The organism is Streptomyces sp. NPDC046727 (assembly GCF_040645635.1).
Taxonomy (GTDB): domain Bacteria; phylum Actinomycetota; class Actinomycetes; order Streptomycetales; family Streptomycetaceae; genus Streptomyces.
The window spans coordinates 143,721-160,458 of record NZ_JBEYYR010000008.1 but is presented as its reverse complement, the minus strand read 5'-3'; the positions used below and the strand labels follow the sequence as shown (position 1 = coordinate 160,458).

General features: G+C 72.0%; 18 protein-coding genes and 1 riboswitch. Of the genes, 15 read left to right on the top strand and 3 right to left on the bottom strand.

Translation table 11 applies throughout. The features are described from left to right. Positions 1–36: 36 nt before the first annotated feature. The 6 genes from ABZ937_RS12745 (at position 37) to ABZ937_RS12720 (ending at position 5,613) form a co-directional block, all read left to right on the top strand. Positions 37–999, top strand: a complete 963-nt coding sequence (locus ABZ937_RS12745; protein WP_361690188.1) for a glycosyltransferase family 9 protein — start codon at positions 37–39, stop codon at positions 997–999. After that, positions 989–1,930 carry a glycosyltransferase gene (locus tag ABZ937_RS12740; RefSeq protein ID WP_361689867.1) on the top strand — a complete coding sequence of 314 codons (942 nt, stop codon included), beginning with the start codon at positions 989–991 and terminating at the stop codon, positions 1,928–1,930. Before ABZ937_RS12745 ends, ABZ937_RS12740 begins: the two co-directional genes overlap by 11 nt. After that, positions 1,927–2,835, top strand: coding sequence for a glycosyltransferase (locus ABZ937_RS12735; protein WP_361689864.1), 909 nt, complete (start codon positions 1,927–1,929; stop codon positions 2,833–2,835). The genes ABZ937_RS12740 and ABZ937_RS12735 overlap by 4 nt, the downstream gene beginning before the upstream one ends. Before the next feature lie 130 nt (positions 2,836–2,965). Further along, the gene (locus tag ABZ937_RS12730; protein ID WP_361689861.1) at positions 2,966–3,415 is read left to right on the top strand and encodes an STAS domain-containing protein; all 450 of its coding nucleotides are present in this window, start codon (positions 2,966–2,968) and stop codon (positions 3,413–3,415) included. A 133-nt stretch (positions 3,416–3,548) separates the two neighbouring features. Then, positions 3,549–5,066 (top strand): ANTAR domain-containing protein, encoded by a 1,518-nt coding sequence (locus tag ABZ937_RS12725; RefSeq protein WP_361689858.1) that lies wholly within the window; start codon positions 3,549–3,551, stop codon positions 5,064–5,066. A 91-nt stretch (positions 5,067–5,157) separates the two neighbouring features. Beyond that, complete coding sequence (locus tag ABZ937_RS12720) at positions 5,158–5,613, top strand: RpiB/LacA/LacB family sugar-phosphate isomerase (protein WP_361689855.1); 456 nt, start codon at positions 5,158–5,160, stop codon at positions 5,611–5,613. 51 nt (positions 5,614–5,664) lie between these two features. Here ABZ937_RS12720 and ABZ937_RS12715 read toward each other — a convergent pair whose 3' ends face one another. Beyond that, positions 5,665–6,030: a DUF6479 family protein gene (locus tag ABZ937_RS12715; RefSeq protein ID WP_361689852.1), complete on the bottom strand. Its 366-nt coding sequence runs from the start codon at positions 6,028–6,030 to the stop codon at positions 5,665–5,667. Positions 6,031–6,175: 145 nt separating this feature from the next. On the opposite strand from ABZ937_RS12715, the gene ABZ937_RS12710 reads away from it, so the two are divergent. The 7 genes from ABZ937_RS12710 (at position 6,176) to ABZ937_RS12680 (ending at position 13,526) form a co-directional block, all read left to right on the top strand. Then, the gene (locus tag ABZ937_RS12710) at positions 6,176–6,550 is read left to right on the top strand and encodes a ferredoxin (RefSeq protein ID WP_361690185.1); all 375 of its coding nucleotides are present in this window, start codon (positions 6,176–6,178) and stop codon (positions 6,548–6,550) included. Positions 6,551–6,672: 122 nt separating this feature from the next. Continuing rightward, the gene (locus ABZ937_RS12705) at positions 6,673–7,851 is read left to right on the top strand and encodes an acyl-CoA dehydrogenase family protein (RefSeq protein ID WP_361689849.1); all 1,179 of its coding nucleotides are present in this window, start codon (positions 6,673–6,675) and stop codon (positions 7,849–7,851) included. A gap of 734 nt (positions 7,852–8,585) precedes the next feature. Beyond that, positions 8,586–9,482, top strand: a complete 897-nt coding sequence (locus tag ABZ937_RS12700; protein WP_361689846.1) for a TauD/TfdA family dioxygenase — start codon at positions 8,586–8,588, stop codon at positions 9,480–9,482. Beyond that, positions 9,479–10,372, top strand: coding sequence for an ABC transporter permease (locus tag ABZ937_RS12695; protein WP_361689843.1), 894 nt, complete (start codon positions 9,479–9,481; stop codon positions 10,370–10,372). Before ABZ937_RS12700 ends, ABZ937_RS12695 begins: the two co-directional genes overlap by 4 nt. After that, on the top strand, positions 10,369–11,100 hold the full coding sequence (locus ABZ937_RS12690) for an ABC transporter ATP-binding protein (protein WP_361689840.1): 732 nt from the start codon (positions 10,369–10,371) through the stop codon (positions 11,098–11,100). Before ABZ937_RS12695 ends, ABZ937_RS12690 begins: the two co-directional genes overlap by 4 nt. Positions 11,101–11,145: 45 nt before the next feature. Continuing rightward, a complete protein-coding gene (locus tag ABZ937_RS12685) occupies positions 11,146–12,204 on the top strand; it encodes an aliphatic sulfonate ABC transporter substrate-binding protein (protein ID WP_361689837.1) in 1,059 nt (352 codons plus the stop codon). Next, positions 12,201–13,526, top strand: coding sequence for an LLM class flavin-dependent oxidoreductase (locus ABZ937_RS12680; protein ID WP_361689834.1), 1,326 nt, complete (start codon positions 12,201–12,203; stop codon positions 13,524–13,526). The genes ABZ937_RS12685 and ABZ937_RS12680 overlap by 4 nt, the downstream gene beginning before the upstream one ends. 125 nt (positions 13,527–13,651) lie before the next feature. Further along, a riboswitch (SAM riboswitch) is annotated at positions 13,652–13,760 on the top strand. A gap of 208 nt (positions 13,761–13,968) precedes the next feature. Here the strand turns inward: ABZ937_RS12680 and ABZ937_RS12675 are convergent. Further along, positions 13,969–14,244, bottom strand: coding sequence for a hypothetical protein (locus ABZ937_RS12675; RefSeq protein WP_361689831.1), 276 nt, complete (start codon positions 14,242–14,244; stop codon positions 13,969–13,971). Between the two features lie 3 nt (positions 14,245–14,247). Then, a complete protein-coding gene (locus tag ABZ937_RS12670; protein WP_361689828.1) occupies positions 14,248–15,174 on the bottom strand; it encodes a LysR family transcriptional regulator in 927 nt (308 codons plus the stop codon). Between the two features lie 137 nt (positions 15,175–15,311). Between ABZ937_RS12670 and ABZ937_RS12665 the strand changes: the two genes are divergently transcribed. Then, entirely contained in the window at positions 15,312–15,392 is an 81-nt protein-coding gene (locus ABZ937_RS12665) for a putative leader peptide (protein WP_361690182.1), read from the top strand. 175 nt (positions 15,393–15,567) lie between these two features. Continuing rightward, complete coding sequence (gene sfnG / locus ABZ937_RS12660; protein ID WP_361689825.1) at positions 15,568–16,704, top strand: dimethylsulfone monooxygenase SfnG; 1,137 nt, start codon at positions 15,568–15,570, stop codon at positions 16,702–16,704. Positions 16,705–16,738 lie beyond the last annotated feature (34 nt).

Sequence of the window (16,738 nt, the reverse complement as noted above, 5' to 3'; positions counted from 1 at the left end):
ACGGACGGGACCGCCCCCGAGCCCGCTCCGCGCGTCCTGCTCCTGCGGGCGCTGGGACTGGGCGATCTGCTGGCCGGCGTGCCCGCACTGCGCGGCATCCGCCGGGCCTTCCCCGGCCACCAGGTCGTCCTCGCCCAGCCGCCGGGCCTCACCGGACTCGCCCTGGCCACCGGAGCGGTCGACGCCGTCCTCCCCGCCGAGGCGCCGGGCCGCGCCGTGCCGGACCTCGGTCACTGGCCGGGCCCGCCGCCCGACGTGGCCGTGGACCTGCACGGCAACGGCCCCGAGAGCCGTGACGCCCTGGCCGCGCTGCACCCGCGCCGGCTGCTCGCCCACGCCTGCCCCGACGGCCCGCCCTGGCTGGGCCACACCCACGAACGGAACCGCTGGTGCGCCTTCCTGGGCGCCTACGGCATACCGGCCGACCCCCTGGACCTGCGGCTGGACCCGCCCACGACGCCGTCCCCCGCCCCGGGCGCGGTCGTGGTGCACCCCGGCGCGGCCTCGGGCTCCCGCCGCTGGCCCGGGGAGCGGTTCGCCGCCGTCGTACGGTGCCTGCGCGCCGCCGGACACCACGTGGTCCTCACCGGCGGTCCCGGCGAGGACCCCCTGGTCCGCTCGGTCGCCGAACGCAGCGGCCAGGCCGGCGGCGACGTGCTGAGCGGCGGCCTGCCGCCGGAGCAGCTGTCCGCGCTGGTCGCCGAGGCGTCCCTGGTGCTCAGCGGCGACACCGGCCTCGCCCACCTCGCCGTGGCCCACGGCACCCGCTCCGTCACCCTGTTCGGGCCGGTCTCCCCGCGCCTGTGGGGGCCGCCCCCGAGCCCGGACCATCTGGCCCTGTGGAAACCCGGCCCGCCGGGCGACCCGCACGGCCGCACCCCCGACACCCGCCTGCTGCGGATCGGCACCGGCGAGGTCGCCGCGGCCTGTCTGATGCTCCTGCGGGACGTCCGCGGACACCGCCGGCAGCCCGGACCGGAGGTGTCCCATGTCCACTGAGCACGCCCCGGACCGCACCCGCCGGCGCGCCGCCCCGGGCGATCCCCGGATCACCGTCGCCGTCATCACCCGCGACCGCAGCGCCAGCCTGCTGCGCACCCTGGACGCGCTGGCCGCGCTGCCCGAACAGCCGCCGGTCATCGTGGTCGACAACTCCCGCGACGACACCACGCGCCGGGCGGTGACCGGCCACCCCGCGATCACCCGCCTGCTGCGGCCCGCGGGCAACACCGGCGCCCTCGGCCGCAACCTGGCCGTGCGGCACGCCCGCACCCCCTACGTCGCCTTCAGCGACGACGACTCCTGGTGGGATCCGGGCAGCCTCGCCCGCGCCGCCGACCTGCTCGACCGGCACCCCCGGCTCGGCCTGCTCGCGGCCCGCACCCTGGTCGGCGCCGAGGCCGCCGACGATCCCCTCAACGCCGTGCTCGCCGCCTCGCCCCTGCCGCCCGACCCGGACCTGCCCGGCCGCCCGGTGCTCGGCTTCCTCGGCTGCGCCTGCGTGGCCCGCCGGGAGGCGTTCCTCGCCGTCGGCGGCTACCACCCGCTGCTCTTCTTCGGCGGCGAGGAGACCCTGCTCGCCTACGACCTGGCCGCAGCCGGCTGGGGCATCGCCTACGAGCCCGCCCTGCGTGCCCGCCACCACCCCGAGGACCACGGCCGCACCGGCCGTTCCTGCCTCGTGAGGCGCAACCACGTCCTCACGACCTGCCTGCGCCGCCCCTGGCCGGTCACCCTGCGGGCCGGCACCGACCTGGCGCTGGCCGCGGCGGCCGGCCGCCCCGGCGCGCGCCGCGCCCTCAAGGAGACCGTCGCCCGGTTCCCGGCCGCGCTCGCCCGTCGCCGGACGCTGCCCCCGCACGTCGAACACGCCGCCCGTCTGCTCGACCGGGAGGCGGCCGGCCGCACGCGAGGAGGCACCGCACGATGACCAGGGCCGGCCCCGACGACCGTACGACCGTCGTCCTGATCACCCACAACCGCCGCGACGAACTGCTGCGCACCCTCGCCCGGCTGCGGCGGCTGCCCGAACGCCCGCCCGTGATCGTCACCGACAACGCCTCCGCCGACGGTACCGCCGAAGCGGTCGCCCGGGACTTCCCGGAGATGACGCTGCTGCGCCCCGGCCGCAACCTGGGCGCCGTCGGCCGCAACCTGGCCGTCCAGCGGGTGCGCACGCCCTACGTCGCGTTCTGCGACGACGACACCTGGTGGGCGGCCGGGAGCCTCGGCCGGGCCGCCGACCTGCTGGACACCCGGCCCCGCCTCGCGGCCGTCACCGCGCGGATCCTGGTCGAACCGGGCGGCACCGAGGACCCGGTCGTGCGCGAGCTGCGCGAGTCCCCGCTGCCCGGCCCCGACTGGCTCCCCGGCCCCGCCCTCGGCTCCTTCCTCGCCGCCGCCACCGTGCTGCGCACGGAGGCCTTCCGGGCCGGCGGCGGCTTCCACCCCGGCCTGTGGCTCGGCGGCGAGGAGGAGCTGCTGGCCTGCGATCTGCTGCGCCAGGGCTGGTGGCTCGCCTACGCCGAGGAACTCACCGTCCACCACCATGCCTCCCGACTGCGCGACAGCACGGCCCGCCGCGTCCTCGGACTGCGCAACACGCTGTGGTTCACCTGGCTGCGCCGCCCGCTGCTGCCGGCGCTGCGCCGCACCGGGTACCTCATCCGGACCGTGCCCCGGGACGCCGCCTCCGCCCGGGCGTTCGCCCACGCCACCGCCGGCCTGCCGTGGGTGCTGCGCCAGCGCGACCCGGTCCCCCCGGACCTGGAACGCCGGCTGGCGACGCTGGAACGGGCCCGCCGGGGCTCCACCGCACGGCGGTACGTCGGCTGAGGGCGCCGGCGCCGGTGCCACGACACGCCCGGAGACGTTGTTGCGTGCGAACCCCAGGTGAGGGCACAGTGAACTCCCGGTCAAGAAGCGGCCGGCCGATCCTTCCTCCCCGCCCAGGAAGCCCGTCCCCATGGAAATCGGTCCGTCGTCCCCCGCGCCCGCCCGCCCCGGCGGCCCGGCCCCGCTGCTCCTGACGACCGCGCGCGAGCAGCGCGTCGGGCTCGGCGGGATCAGCGTTCTGAAGGCACGGGGCACCGTCGACGCCGGCAACGCCGGGCGGTTCTCCGAGGCCCTCGGCGAGCACGTCGCGGACGCCGGCCGGGCCGGCGACCACCCCGTGCTGGACCTGACCGAGGTGTATCTCGCCTGTGCCGCCGCGGTGCACGCCCTGGACCTGGCCACCGGGGGCCTCGCCCGCTGCGGCCGCGCGCTGTCCGTCGTACAGCCCCGGCCGCATGTGCGGGAGACCCTGACCGCGGCCGGCCTGCCGGGGGTCCGGGTGTACGGCACCCTGGCGTCCGCCCTGCACGCCCTGGCCGGCCACGGACCGGCACGCGCGGAGTCCGGCGGGCCCGGCTAGCGCACCCGCGCCCGCCGCTGCCGCGCGGCGCGGTGGATGGCGCGGTCCAGGGCGGGGCTCTACCGTGCGAGGTGGTGCAGCGGTCGGGAAGAGGCCGAGCGAGTTCCTTGTGACGTCCTGTCTGGGTGATGCGATGAAACCCTCTTCCGGCCGCCCGGCCGCACCGGTGCCCCTCGTCATCGAGTCCTCCGTCATCGAAGGACTGCCCGCCGAGGGCGCCCTGCTGCTGCGCACGTCGGGCAGCCTCGACGCCCACGGCGCCCAGGCGTGGTCGGACGCGCTGCGCGGTCATCTGCGCCAGGCCGACCGTGCCGGACTGCGTCCCGTGCTCGACATGGCCCACGTCCAGCTCGGCGGCGCCGCCGTGCTGCGCACGCTCAGCGAGACGACCCGGGCGCGCACCGGACGCCCCGACCTGATCATCGTCCGGGCCCGGCCCGGGGTGCGCGAGGCGGTGCACCTGGCCCGCCTGGACGGCGTCCGGCTCTACGCCACCCTCGACGAGGCACTGCGCGAGCTGGCCCGCACCGCCTCCCGGGTGGAGGAGCTGCCCGCCTGGCGGTCGCAGATGGCGGACCCGCTGCGGCCCTCGTACGACGACCTGCACAAGGAGGTCCGCGCGCTGCGCGCCCGGGTGCGCACCGCGCCGGTGATCGGCATGGCGCAGGGCGCGCTCATGGTCCGCTACGGCCTGCCGGACTCCGGCAGTGCCTTCCGGGCCCTGCGCGAGGCCTCGCAGCGGTTCAACGTGCCGCTGCGCGTGCTCGTCTCCGCCGTGGTGGCGGCCCGGCCGCCGGACGGCGACGTGTGGTTCCTCGGCCGCCGCGCCCTGCCCGTGCCCCAGCTGCGGATCCTGGCCCGCGCCGACCGGGACCCCCGCTACCGGCGGCAGATGATCGACGCCGTCCTGCACGAGGCGCTGGCCATCGGCCGGGCACCCGCCGGTCATGTGCAGTTCGTGGACCCGGCCGTGAACGCCCTGACGCTGGAGGCCCACCACGGCTGCGGGGAGGCGTTCCTCGACCACCTCGCGGGCGGCCGGGGCGAGGGCACCGCCGACGCGGCGGCCCGCACCCGGGGCCGCCAGGTGAGCATCCCCGACGTCGCCACGGACGCGCTGCTCGCCGACGCGTGCCGGCGCGCCCTGCTGGCCACCGGCACCCGCGCCCTGCACAGCGTCCCGGTGCTCTCCTCCGCCGGCCTGTGCACCGGCGTGATCACCCTGCACTGGCCCGACGCAGGCCACCGCCCGACCGCCGCACAGGCCGCGGCCTTCACCCTGCTGGCCACGGACACGGCGGCCTGGCTCAGCTGGTACCACCGCTCGGTGCTCACGGACGCCCTCGAACATCTCCACCGGTCACTGACCCCCGCCTTAGGCGGCGTGCGTCACCCGGGCCGCCCTGGGAACCCGGACCCCGCACAGAGCACGCACAACCCGGAGGGAGTCCGGCGCATGTCCAATCCGCAGCAGCCCGAACGCCGGCGCAGTGACAAGGGAGGCGCCACCCCGCAGGACAGCGGCGAGCTGAAGGCCCGGCAGGCGGCCCGCCGCGACGCGGAAGCCCGTCCGCACGGTTCGGACAAGGGCGAGAAGGGCGGGGGAGAGGGCGGCGGAGTGCCTCCGGCACAGCGGCCCGATCATCCCTGACCCGCGCGATGCCTACCGAACGGCCCTGAGGGGCCGTTCGCCCTGTACAAGGGTGTCCGGCCGGCCGGGGGCAGGCGCTACGCTCCGGAGTATGCGGATCTCCGTCTCCTCCGACATGGACGAACCCGTGGCCCGCCTGCTGGTGGCGGAGCTGCGGCGCCGTGGCCACGACGTCCGGGAGCACGGCGCGCTGCGGCCCGGGGCCGACGCGCAGTGGGCGGCCTGTTCGGAGGCCGCCGCCCGGGAGGTGACCGAGGGCACGGCCGACCAGGCGGTGGTGTGCTGCTGGACCGGCACCGGCGCGTCCATCGCGGCCAACAAGGTGCCGGGCGTACGCGCGGCGCTGTGCACGGACGCCGCCACGGCCGACGGCGCGCGCCGCTGGAACGACGCCAATGTCCTCGCGCTGAGCCTCAGACTGACCTCCGAGCCGGTGCTCAAGGAGATCCTCGACGCCTGGTTCGCGGCCGAGCCCAGCCGGGATCCCGAGGACGTCCAGAACGTGGCCCGCGTCGGCCGCCTGGACGCCGCCCGGAAGTCTTCCTAGGGGCGTACGGCGGTCCGGCGCGGGCCGGGGCGGAGGGGAGGGGGCCGGGGCTCAGTGGGCGCCGAGTCCGCCGCCGCCGAACGAGCCGCTGGAGCCCCTGCTCCAGCGCGGGCGGTCCTTGGACGCACTCGGCTTGGTGTCCATGTTGGTCAGTTCGTACGGGGTGAGCGGGCGTTCGCCCTTGGGGATCTGTGGGATCTCCGCGGACTCCCTGTTCTCCCGGAGTTCGCGCACCGGCCCGTCCTCCGGCATCTTGGGCTGTTCCTCGGGGCGGGGGCGCGGGGACTCGCGGTACTTCTCGCGGGAGGTCAGCCAGTAGCCGCCGGCGAGCAGCGCGAGGACACCCAGGGCCACGATGAACAGAACCAGGCTCATCAGGCCGCTCGCCGCGGCCAGCTGCATCGATGCGGTGTTCATAGGACAGGAATACCCCACCCAGAACGGGACGAACCCGGACACTATGGGTGACCGATGGTGATGCAGGGTGAGTGCGGTGCACGGCATGGTCCGCCCTGACCACGGCCAGTGGTTTGTGGCCGCCCGCCCCGGCTACCCGGACGCTGTGACAACGCCGACTTCGCAGCAGCAGCTCTACCGGTTCCTGGAGGACCGTTTCACCTGCGCCCAGGCGTGCACGGAGTGCGCCCGGGCCTGCGCCGTGCGGGCGAGCCTCGTCGACCCGGGCGGCACCGAGGGGCAGGAGCACATGCGCCGGCTGGGCATCATGTGCGCCGAGGTGTGCGACACCACCTGCCGGGTGCTGAGCGAGGAGAACCGGCAGGACGAGGAAGGGATGCGGGTCCGGGTGGACGGGTGCCGCTCGGTCTGTCTGGAGTGCGCCCGCGCCTTCGACGGCCATCCCGGCTCCGAGGCGGCCGCGGACGCCTGCCGGGCCTGCGCCGACGCCTGCGCGGCCTTCCTGGAGATGCTCGGATGACTCCCCGTACCCGTACCTCGGGGCCGTGAGCCGAATTCGCCCCGGCCCCGGCATTCCCAATTTCTGAAACACGTTCTACGGTGTGCGCCGTCAGGACCGCCCTTGGGGAGCCTGGAGGCGCCGTGCACCTCGACCACACGCCCGAGCAGCAACGGCTGCGCGCCGAACTGCGTGCCTACTTCGCCGAGCTGGTTCCGGACCACGCCTACGCCCGGTACGCCGACCCGGCCGCGCAGAAGCGGTTCTACCGCGACACCATCCGCCGGCTCGGCACCGACGGCTGGCTCGGCGTCGGCTGGCCCAAGGAGTACGGCGGGCGCGGGGCGACGGCGATGGAGCAGTTCATCTTCTTCGACGAGGCGGCCCAGGCCGGCGTACCGCTGCCGCTGATGGCGCTGAACACGGTCGGCCCGACGATCATGCGGTACGGCACCGACGAGCAGAAGGCGTACTTCCTGCCCCGCATCCTCTCCGGCGAGATCGACTTCGCGATCGGCTACAGCGAGCCCGACGCCGGCACCGACCTCGCCTCGCTGAAGACACGGGCCGTACGGGACGGGGACCAGTACGTCGTCAACGGGCAGAAGATCTGGACGACCAACGGCGACACCGCGGACTGGGTGTGGCTCGCCGTGCGCACCGACCCCGGGGCCCCGCCGCACAAGGGCATCACCATGCTGCTGGTGCCGACCTCCGACCCCGGCTACTCCTGCACGCTCATCCGCACCCTCGCCTCCCACGACACCACCGCGAGCTACTACGAGAACGTCCGCGTCCCCGTCTCCCGGCGCGTCGGCGAGGAGAACCAGGGCTGGCGGCTGATCACCAACCAGCTCAACCACGAACGCGTCACCCTCGCCGCCCACGGCACCATGGCGATCCGCGCCCTGCACGACGTACAGCGCTGGGCGATGGAGACCAAGCTCGCCGACGGCCGCCGGGTCGCCGACCTGCCCTGGGTACGCCGGCTCCTCGCCCGCACCCACACCCGCCTCGACGCGCTCAAGCTCCTCAACTGGCAGATGGTCTCCGCCGTCCAGGACGGCACGCTCACCCCGCAGGACGCCTCGGCGGTCAAGGTCTACGGCTCCGAGGCCCGCCGGGACGCCTACGCCTGGCTCATGGAGATCGTCGCCGCGGCCGGCCCGCTCAAGGAGGGCTCGGCGAGCGCCGTCCTGCACGGCGAACTGGAACGCGGCTACCGCTCGGCGGTCATCTTCACCTTCGGCGGCGGCAACAACGAGATCCAGCGCGAGATCATCTCCTGGATCGGCCTGGGCATGCCCCGGGTACGGCGCTGACCGTCTGTGTGACGAGGCTTTTAGTTGGCATAAAAGCGGGATGATCGGCACTGAGTGCCGTGCGGGGCTGAGGCGGCGGCCGATACTGAGGTCGCCGGCGTCCGGGATGTTGAACGGCGCCAGCGCGATCCCGTGGCCTCCGGCTGCCAGGAATCTCCTTCTTGCCCCTCGATCGAGCGGATCCTGCGCGGCTGTCGGCGACGGTGGGCGAGCAGTACCGAGCGGCGGCCCTCGACAGGCGCAGCGGTTCCGCGTGTCCGTAATGCAAGACCTGTCCTGGAAAGCATTGACCAACGTGGTGGCCGTCTGCTGAACTCCCGTCCCATGAACCCGCGCGTGGACCTGACCCGGCGGCGCCACATCGATCTGGCGCACGTCTCCAGCGCGTTCTGTTGTCGCTGACCCGGCAAGCGGTCGTCGGCATTGGCCGGTGTGCGTAGTCGGCGCGCGCCTGGCTGAGGCGGAAACCGCCCGCACGGCGCTGCTTCCCCACCGGATCGTCGTATCCACCTCCTGTGAGCTCTCCGCCTCGTATGAGCCGGGAGCCTCCTCGCATACGCCGACCGGGTCGCTGAGAACGCGGCCGTAGCGGTCCTGCGACCACGCTTTTTCTCTCCGGCCCGGCCGATTCGGCGTTCCGTGTGCCGGGTCGATCAGTCCTGCGCGCTACCAGCGCCTTCATCCAGCTGCCCGGCACGCCTCGGTGTGCCCATCCATCCGGGAGGGACCCCCTCATGCCTCCGTCCATCCGCAAGCTCACCGGCCGTATCGGCGCAGTCGTCGAGGGCGTCGACCTCGCGACGCCGCCGGACCTCTCGACGATCACCACGCTCCGAGACGCCCTCAACGAGCACAAGGCGATCGTGTTCGACGACGTGCGGCTCGACAACGCCGACCAGGAGCGTGTGGCCGGGTGGTTCGGCGAGCTGACGACCGCTCATCCGAACGTGCCGGCGGCAGAGGGCACGACGAACGTGCTCGCCGTCGACAGTGGGACCTCCAAGGCCAACGCATGGCACACGGACGTCACTTTCGTGGTCAACCCTCCGCAGCTGACCACACTCCGGTCCGTCGTGATCCCGCCCTACGGCGGCGAGACCCTCATCGCCAACGCCGCCGCGGCCTACCGCGACCTCCCCGAACCGCTGCGCTCCCTTGCAGACACGCTGCGCGTCGTGCACACCAACCAGTACGACTACGCGCGCCCAGCAGCCGCGACCGCCGAACAACGGGAGTACGACCGCATCTTCGTCTCGACGCCCTACGAGGCCGAGCACCCGGTCGTGCGGGTGCATCCGCTGACGGGCGAACGCGGTTTGTTCATCGGCGGGTTCGCCAAGCAGATCGTCGGCCTGTCGAGCAGCGACTCGGCGGATCTGCTGCGCATCTTCCAGTCGTACGTGACGCGTCCGGAGAACATCCTGCGCTGGAGGTGGTCCCGAAACCAGCTGCTGATCTTCGACAACCAGATCACGCAGCACTACGGGGTGGACAACTACGACGACCACCCGCGCCGCCTCAACCGGGTGACGGTCGCGGGTGAGGTGCCGACCGGTGTCGACGGCCGCCGCAGCGAGCAGCTCGTCGGCGATCCCTCGCACTACAGCGGCGTGTCGGCGGTGGCGGCATGACCGAGCTCAGCCTCAAGGCGCCGGCCGTCACCGAGCACCCGGACGCCGACACGACGAGCGTGCGGGAACGCGAAGTGTTCCTGCCGCGCGACGTCCGCCGAAGCACACCGCTCAGCACAATCCGCGAGCGCCTGCGCTGGCCGCTGGGCATCTACACGGCTCCGGTCGCGATCCTCATCGCCTGGGAGGCGCTCGCCCGGGCCGGAGTGGTGTCGAAGACCTACGCCCCGGCGCCGACCTCGATCGTGAAGTCAGCCGCCGACCTGTGGCAACAGGGCGTCCTCGGACCCGACTTGACCATGTCGCTGCAGCGGGCCGGCATCGGTCTGGCGATCGGGCTGACGGTGGGGATCGTCACCGGCGTGCTCGGTGGGCTGCTGCGCAGCGGCGAGTACCTGTTCAACGGCCTCGTGCAGGTGCTCAACACGATCCCGCTCCTCGCCGTACTGCCGCTGATGATCGTGTGGTTCGGCATCGACGAACTCACCAAGGTGCTGTTGATCTCCTTCGGAGCCGGTGTCCCGATGTATCTCAACCTGTTCGCCGCGATCCGGGGCGTCGACCAGCGGCTGATCGAGATGGCGCGCACGACGGGTGCGGGCACCTGGCGCCTGGTGACGCGGGTGCTGGTGCCCGGAGCCCTGCCCGGTTTCCTCGTCGGCCTCCGGTTCTCTCTCGCCTACAGCGTCCTGGGCCTGGTCGCAGCCGAAACGGTCAACGCCGACCAGGGACTTGGCTTCCTCATCACTCAGGGGCAGACGTATCTCCAGACCAACCAGGTCTTCGTGGGGCTGGTGATCTACTCGCTCCTCGGTCTGCTCGCCGACCAGTTCGTCCGGGTTCTCGAGCGGGTGCTGCTGAGGTGGCGCCCCAGTTATGAGGCGTCATGAGCAGCACGATCGCGACGGAGCCCCGTCGGCAGACCGGGGTCGTGGTCGAGCAGGTGGTCCGTCGGTTCGGTGACCGGACGGTCCTCGACCACCTCGACCTCACCATCGCCGACGAGGAGTTGGTGATCCTGCTCGGCCCCTCGGGCTGCGGCAAGAGCACCCTTCTGCGGCTGCTCGCCGGACTGGACCGGCCCGACGGAGGGCGCGTGGAGGTCCCGGCACGGCGTGCGATCGTCTTCCAGGCCGACCGGCTGCTGCCGTGGCAGCGGGTGCTGCGCAATGTCACCCTCGGCCTGCACGGGCCCGACGCGGAGCAGCGGGCCCTCGAAGTGCTCGCCGAGGTCGGGCTCTCGGGCCGTGAGAAGGCATGGCCCAAGGAGCTCTCCGGGGGCGAGGCCCAGCGGGTGTCGCTCGCGCGAGCGCTGGTCTCGGAACCCGAACTCGTACTGCTCGACGAGCCGTTCGCGGCCCTCGACGCCATCACGCGGCTACGCATGCACGACCTCGTACGGGCGCTGCGGACCAAGCATCACGCCGCCATGTTGCTCGTCACCCACGACGTCGACGAGGCGATCGCCCTGGCGGACCGCATCGTCGTCATGAGCAATGGCCGTATCGGCACCTCGCACGAGGTTCACCTCTTGGCCGCGGACCGCGAAGCGAGCGTCGCACGCGAGGAACTCCGCGCCCGGCTCCTGGAAGACCTCGGCCTCGCCGGCCAGCACTGACCTCCCCGAACACTCTTCCTCTCAAGCACAGAAAGCACGAGAACCATGCGAAAGAGAACCCCCCGACTCATCGGCGCCGTCGGCTCGCTCGCCCTGGCGGGCACCCTCGTCGCCTGCGGATCGTCGTCTTCGGACAGCGCCGCGCCCCTGAGCAACGCCGTCGCAGCGAGCGACGCCAGACACCCCGAGTGGAGCAAGTACACCTTCACCATCGGCGACAACGGCGGCGACGGCAGCCAGGAGCTGGCGAAGATCACCGGCGTGTTCGACAATGCGCCCTACAAGGTGAAGTTCGCCCGCTTCACCTACGGCCCGCCCCTCGTGCAGGCCGCCGCCTCGGGCGACATCGACCTCGGCAGCGTCGGCGACGTGCCGCCGATCACCGGTGCCGCGAAGGAGTACGGCTTCAAGGTCGTCGCCGTCAACCGTTCGCTCACGCCCGACCAGGCGGTGGAGAACATCATCGTTCCGGAGGGCTCGAAGCTGAAGACGGCCGCCGACCTCAAGGGCAAGAGGATCGCCGTTCCGCAGGGCAGTTCAGCCCACGGCCTGGCCCTGAACGCGCTGAAGAGCGTCGGCCTCACCCCCAAGGACGTGAAGCTGACCTTCCTGGACCCGGCGGCCGGCGCTACGGCGTTCAACACCGGCAAGGTGGACGCCTGGTCGATCTGGAACCCCCAGTCCGCCATCGCGGTCAAGAACGGCGCGCGGATCCTGGTGAAGGGGCTCCCGCCGATCGACCAGACGAGCAGCTACTACGTCGCCAGTGACACGTCGCTGAAGGACAAGACCAAGCGTGCCGCTCTCACGGACGTACTGAAGAGGCTCTCGCGAGAGTTCGCCTGGGCCGTCAAGAACCCCGACGAATACGCGCAGGCGCTGTCGAAGGAGCAGGGCATCCCGCCGGCCGACGCCAAGGCGTCCCTGGCCGCCTACTCGAACCGGGTGACCCCGGTGGAGCAGTCGGACCTCGAACTGGAGCAGAAGCTCGCCGACGCCTTCCTGGAGGCCGGCCAGATCACCAAGAGGGTCGACGTCAAGTCGATCACCGACAACCTCCTCCCGGCCGGCTACGACAGCTCCAAGCTGAAGGTCACCTCATGAGCGCGAGACGGCGTCTCCACCTCAACGCCTTCCTCATGGAGGCGGGCCACCACGAGGCGGCGTGGCGGCTCCCGCACAGCAATTCCCGGGCGGACTTCGACCTGCGGCACTGGACCGAGCTGGCGCAGCTGGCCGAGAGCGCCAAGTTCGACTCGCTGTTCCTCGCGGACGGCCCGGCACTCATCGGCACCGGCGAGTTCCGGCCGCCGGGGCAGCTCGAACCGCTGACGCTGCTGACCGCGCTGTCCCAGGCGACCAGCAGGATCGGCCTCATAGCGACCGTGTCGTCGACGTACAACGAGCCGTACAACCTCGCCCGTCGGCTCGCGTCCGTCGATCACGTAAGCGGCGGCCGCGCCGGCTGGAACATCGTCACCTCGGCCGGGGCTGACGAGGCCGCCAACTTCGGCCTCGACGACCGCCCCGGCCACGCCGAACGTTACGCCCGCGCCGACGAGTTCCTGAAGGTCGCCAAGGCGCTGTGGGACAGCTGGGAGTCCGAGGCAGTCCTGGCGGACAGGGCCACCGGACGCTACGCCGATCCCGCGCGTCTGCACCGCCTCGACCACCGGGGCCGGTACTTCAAGGTGGCCGGCCCCCTCAATGTCGAGCGTCCACCGCAGGGTTACCCGCTGCTCGTCCAGGCCGGCTCCTCCGAGGACGGCAAGGACTTCGCGGCCCGCCACGCCGAGGCAATCTTCACCGCGCACACGACGTACGAGCGCGCGGCCGCCTTCTACGCGGACATCAAGGCGCGGACCAGGGTCGCAGGCCGCGACCCGGACGGTGTGATCGTCCTGCCCGGCATCGTCCCGTACATCGGGTCGACCGAGGAGGAGGCCCGGGCGCTTGCCCGGCAGTTCGACGAGCTGCGTATTCCGGAGTACGGGCTGCGTCAGCTGGCCGCCGTGTTCGAGACCGAGCCGTCGGTCTTCGAACTCGACAAGCCACTGCCGGACTTCATCCTCGCCAGGCCGAAGCTGGAAGGCTCGCAGAGCCGCTCCGACCTGATCATCGACCTCGCGGTGCGTGAGCAGCTGACGGTCCGGCAGATCATCTCCCGGCTCGGCGGCGGACGCGGTCACTTCGAGTTCATCGGCACACCCGAGCAGATCGCGGACACGATCATCAACTGGTTCGAGGGCGGTGCCGCGGACGGGTTCAACATCATGGCGCCCGCCCTGCCGTCGGGTCTGGTGGCCTTCGCCGAGCACGTGCTGCCGATCCTGCGCGGCAAGGGCCTGTTCCGCGAGGAGTACGAGGGCACGACCCTGCGTGAGCACTACGGGCTGCCGGTCCCGGCGAACCAGTTCCATGGCTGACCCGCTCACGACTCCCGCCGCTTCCCGGAGCGGCGGGAGTCCGCCCGCGCCGCGGGTCGAGGACCCGCTCTGCCGGACCGGCGTTGACAAGTGTTCGGGCCGTTGTTTCAACCACCGCCCAGAACGGTCAAGAGCGTCAGCCACAAGCCCTGGCTCGCTGACCGGCAACCCTCCCACCGCGGTGGGGTGCCCCAGGTGACGACCCGGCCGATGAAGTTTCGGTAAGCGCGAGGCCCACAGGGCCGGAAGAGTGACGGTGACGCCATGGCGTCGATCTGCTCCGCGTGCACAGCGCGCTGTGTACGCCGGGCCGCGCTCGCTGTCGGGGCTGACCTCTCCCCGCGGCCCCCGCACCTCCGGTCCCCACATCGAGGTGCTTGAACCGCAGGACAAACGTGACGACTTGGCCGAGCCGGGCGCTTGCACAGCCGCCCGGTATCGGTCAGCCCGCTGCCAGGCCGCGGAGGAGCAGAGCCACTGACTGCTGCGGGCTCTGTCCCGCGGTGTCGACGATGACGTGCTCGCGGTCGACGACCTGCTGCCGGTCAGGCAGCGGCAGGCCTGGAATGTGGGTCGACCGCGAGGTCACGCGGAGCTGGTGCTCCGCCGGATCCGAGCACACCACCTCCACCCCCACGACACGCACGCCCGTCCCGGCGGCCGTGTCCCGCCAGGCGTCACGCGTCACACTCAGCGGATTGACCGATTCCGTGATCACGGGTCATCCCACCGTCAGCCGTCGCGACGAAGCGCCGTACGCCTGGGCGTTGCGCACGAAGAGGTCGTGCAGGTCGCGGACCGCCCGCGGCACGGCGCCGGAATGGCGGCGCTGCAGCACCAGCAGCACGTCTGTCGCATCCCGCGCGAGCGGCCGCACAGTGATCGCGCCACTTCGCTCCAGAGGGTCGCCGACGACGCTGAAGTCCGGCAGCACCGTGGCCCCCAGCCCCTCGGCCACCATCAGCTTGCCCATCTCAGCGCCGTCGGTGGAGTACGAGAAGGACGGCGTCCGGCCGCGCAGCAGCCGGTGCACGAAGCGGTGCATCACATACCCGGACCGCATCACGATCAACGGCTCGGCCAGGAGACTGTCCGCGTCCACCGCATCCAGGGCCGCCAGCGGACTGTCCGGACGCACACACACCACCGGCCGCCCGCAGAGCAACTCCGTCGTCTCGAAGCCGGGCGGCAGGTCGTCGCCCCGCAGGTAGTTCACCAGTCCCAGGTCGAAGGCGCCCTCCAACAGCCCGCGGTGGATGTCGGCCTGCTGCGCGCCGACCAACTCCACCTGGGTGACCGGGTGCGAGGCCCGGAACTCGCGCACGGTCGGGATGACCAGCGGCACGGTAGCCGTGTTCACCGTGCCGAGCCGGACCATGCGGCTGATGCGGTGCTGGTCGCCGGCCGCGCCGCGCAGCCGGTCGACCGCGTCCAGCACGCTCATGATGTGCGGCAGCAGCTCGCGTCCCTCGTCGCTGATCTTTGCCCCGGACCGCTTGCGCTCCAGCAGGTCCACGCCGAGCTCGCGCTCCAGATTGCGTACGGTTTCGCTGAGCGCGGGCTGGGACAGGTGCAGTTCGTCGGCGGCGCGCCGCAGCGAACCGAGCCGCGTGACGGCAGCGATGTATTCGAGCTGTTCGATACGCACGAAAAGGAGACTGAGCCTTCCCCGGAGCGGGTTCAAGGGAATCCCTGTCACAACCTCGTGAATACCGACTCTCACCATGTGGAATCACCACCGGGCATTCTTGACCGGCCGGAGTCCCTCCTGGTTCGATCGGTGGCATGAAGCGACAGGACCTCACGCGGCGACGCCACGTCGACCTTGCGCGTGTCTCCAGCGCCTTCTGTCGCTGTCGAGCCTGAGCGCACCCGAGGGAAACCCTCCCACCCGCTCCCTCTGTGACTTCCTTCCGTGAATTCCGGGCCCGGCTTGTTTCCGTCGTGACGACGGATTTCCCGGAAACGCCGCTCCAGCGTGCCTGAATTCCGCGGAGCTCATTCGTCCTGCCCGCGCAGCATTCTCCTGCCAGGAGTTCCCATGCCCGCATCCTCCGCACACCCCGTATCCGACCCCGTCCGCTTCGCCTACTGGGTCCCGAACGTCAGCGGCGGCCTGGTCACCAGCACCATCGAGCAGCGCACCGACTGGGGCTACGACTACAACCGCGAACTCGCCGTCCTCGCCGAGAACAACGGCTTCGACTACGCGCTCAGCCAGGTCCGCTACATGGCCAGCTACGGCGCCGAGTACCAGCACGAGTCGACCAGTTTCAGCCTGGCCCTGCTGCTCGCCACGCAGCGGCTGAAGGTCATCGCCGCCGTCCACCCCGGCCTGTGGCACCCGGGCGTCCTCGCCAAGCTCGGCGCCACCGCCGACCACCTGTCGAACGGCCGCTTCGCCGTCAACGTCGTCAGCGGCTGGTTCAAGGGCGAGTTCACCGCGCTGGGCGAGCCCTGGCTGGAACACGACGAACGCTACCGGCGCTCGGAGGAGTTCATCCGCGCCCTGCGGAAGATCTGGACCGAGGACCACGCCGAACTCGCCGGTGACTTCTACCGGTTGCGCGACTTCTCCCTCAAGCCCAAACCGCTGAACACCCCCGAGCGCCCGCACCCGGAGATCTTCCAGGGCGGCAACTCCACCGCCGCCCGTGCCATGGCCGGCCGCGTCTCCGACTGGTACTTCTCCAACGGCAAGGACTTCGACGGCGTCACCGAGCAGATCGCCGACGTCCGTGCCTCCGCCGCCCGAACGGGCCGTACGCCGCCGAAGTTCGGCCTCAACGGCTTCCTCATCGCCCGCGACACCGAAGCCGAAGCCCGCGAGACGCTCCGCGAGATCGTCGCCAAGGCCGACACGCAGGCCGTGCACGGCTTCCGCGACGCCGTCCAGCAGGCCGGCCCGTCCACCGCCGACGGCAAGGGCATGTGGCAGGACTCGAGCTTCGAGGACCTCGTCCAGTACAACGACGGCTTCCGTACGGGTCTGATCGGCACCCCTGAGCAGATCGCCGAGCGGATCGTCGCCTACAAGCGGCTCGGCGTCGACCTCTTCCTCTTCGGCTTCCTGCACTACCTGGAGGAGGTCGAGTACTTCGGCAAGCGGGTGCTGCCCCTGGTGCGCGAACTGGAGGCACAGGAAGCCGCGTCCGAGCCCGCCGCCGCCCACGCCTGACCGCGGCCCGCACACGAAACGACGAACCGAAAGG

Coding starts and splice junctions, on each gene's coding strand:
- ABZ937_RS12700 (WP_361689846.1), top strand. CDS start 8,586: ATGCCTCCGTCCATCCGCAAGCTCACCGGCCGTATCGGCGCAGTCGTC.
- ABZ937_RS12735 (WP_361689864.1), top strand. CDS start 1,927: ATGACCAGGGCCGGCCCCGACGACCGTACGACCGTCGTCCTGATCACC.
- ABZ937_RS12665 (WP_361690182.1), top strand. CDS start 15,312: ATGAAGCGACAGGACCTCACGCGGCGACGCCACGTCGACCTTGCGCGT.
- ABZ937_RS12740 (WP_361689867.1), top strand. CDS start 989: ATGTCCACTGAGCACGCCCCGGACCGCACCCGCCGGCGCGCCGCCCCG.
- ABZ937_RS12715 (WP_361689852.1), bottom strand. CDS start 6,030: ATGAACACCGCATCGATGCAGCTGGCCGCGGCGAGCGGCCTGATGAGC.
- ABZ937_RS12720 (WP_361689855.1), top strand. CDS start 5,158: ATGCGGATCTCCGTCTCCTCCGACATGGACGAACCCGTGGCCCGCCTG.
- ABZ937_RS12730 (WP_361689861.1), top strand. CDS start 2,966: ATGGAAATCGGTCCGTCGTCCCCCGCGCCCGCCCGCCCCGGCGGCCCG.
- sfnG (WP_361689825.1), top strand. CDS start 15,568: ATGCCCGCATCCTCCGCACACCCCGTATCCGACCCCGTCCGCTTCGCC.
- ABZ937_RS12690 (WP_361689840.1), top strand. CDS start 10,369: ATGAGCAGCACGATCGCGACGGAGCCCCGTCGGCAGACCGGGGTCGTG.
- ABZ937_RS12685 (WP_361689837.1), top strand. CDS start 11,146: ATGCGAAAGAGAACCCCCCGACTCATCGGCGCCGTCGGCTCGCTCGCC.
- ABZ937_RS12695 (WP_361689843.1), top strand. CDS start 9,479: ATGACCGAGCTCAGCCTCAAGGCGCCGGCCGTCACCGAGCACCCGGAC.
- ABZ937_RS12725 (WP_361689858.1), top strand. CDS start 3,549: ATGAAACCCTCTTCCGGCCGCCCGGCCGCACCGGTGCCCCTCGTCATC.
- ABZ937_RS12680 (WP_361689834.1), top strand. CDS start 12,201: ATGAGCGCGAGACGGCGTCTCCACCTCAACGCCTTCCTCATGGAGGCG.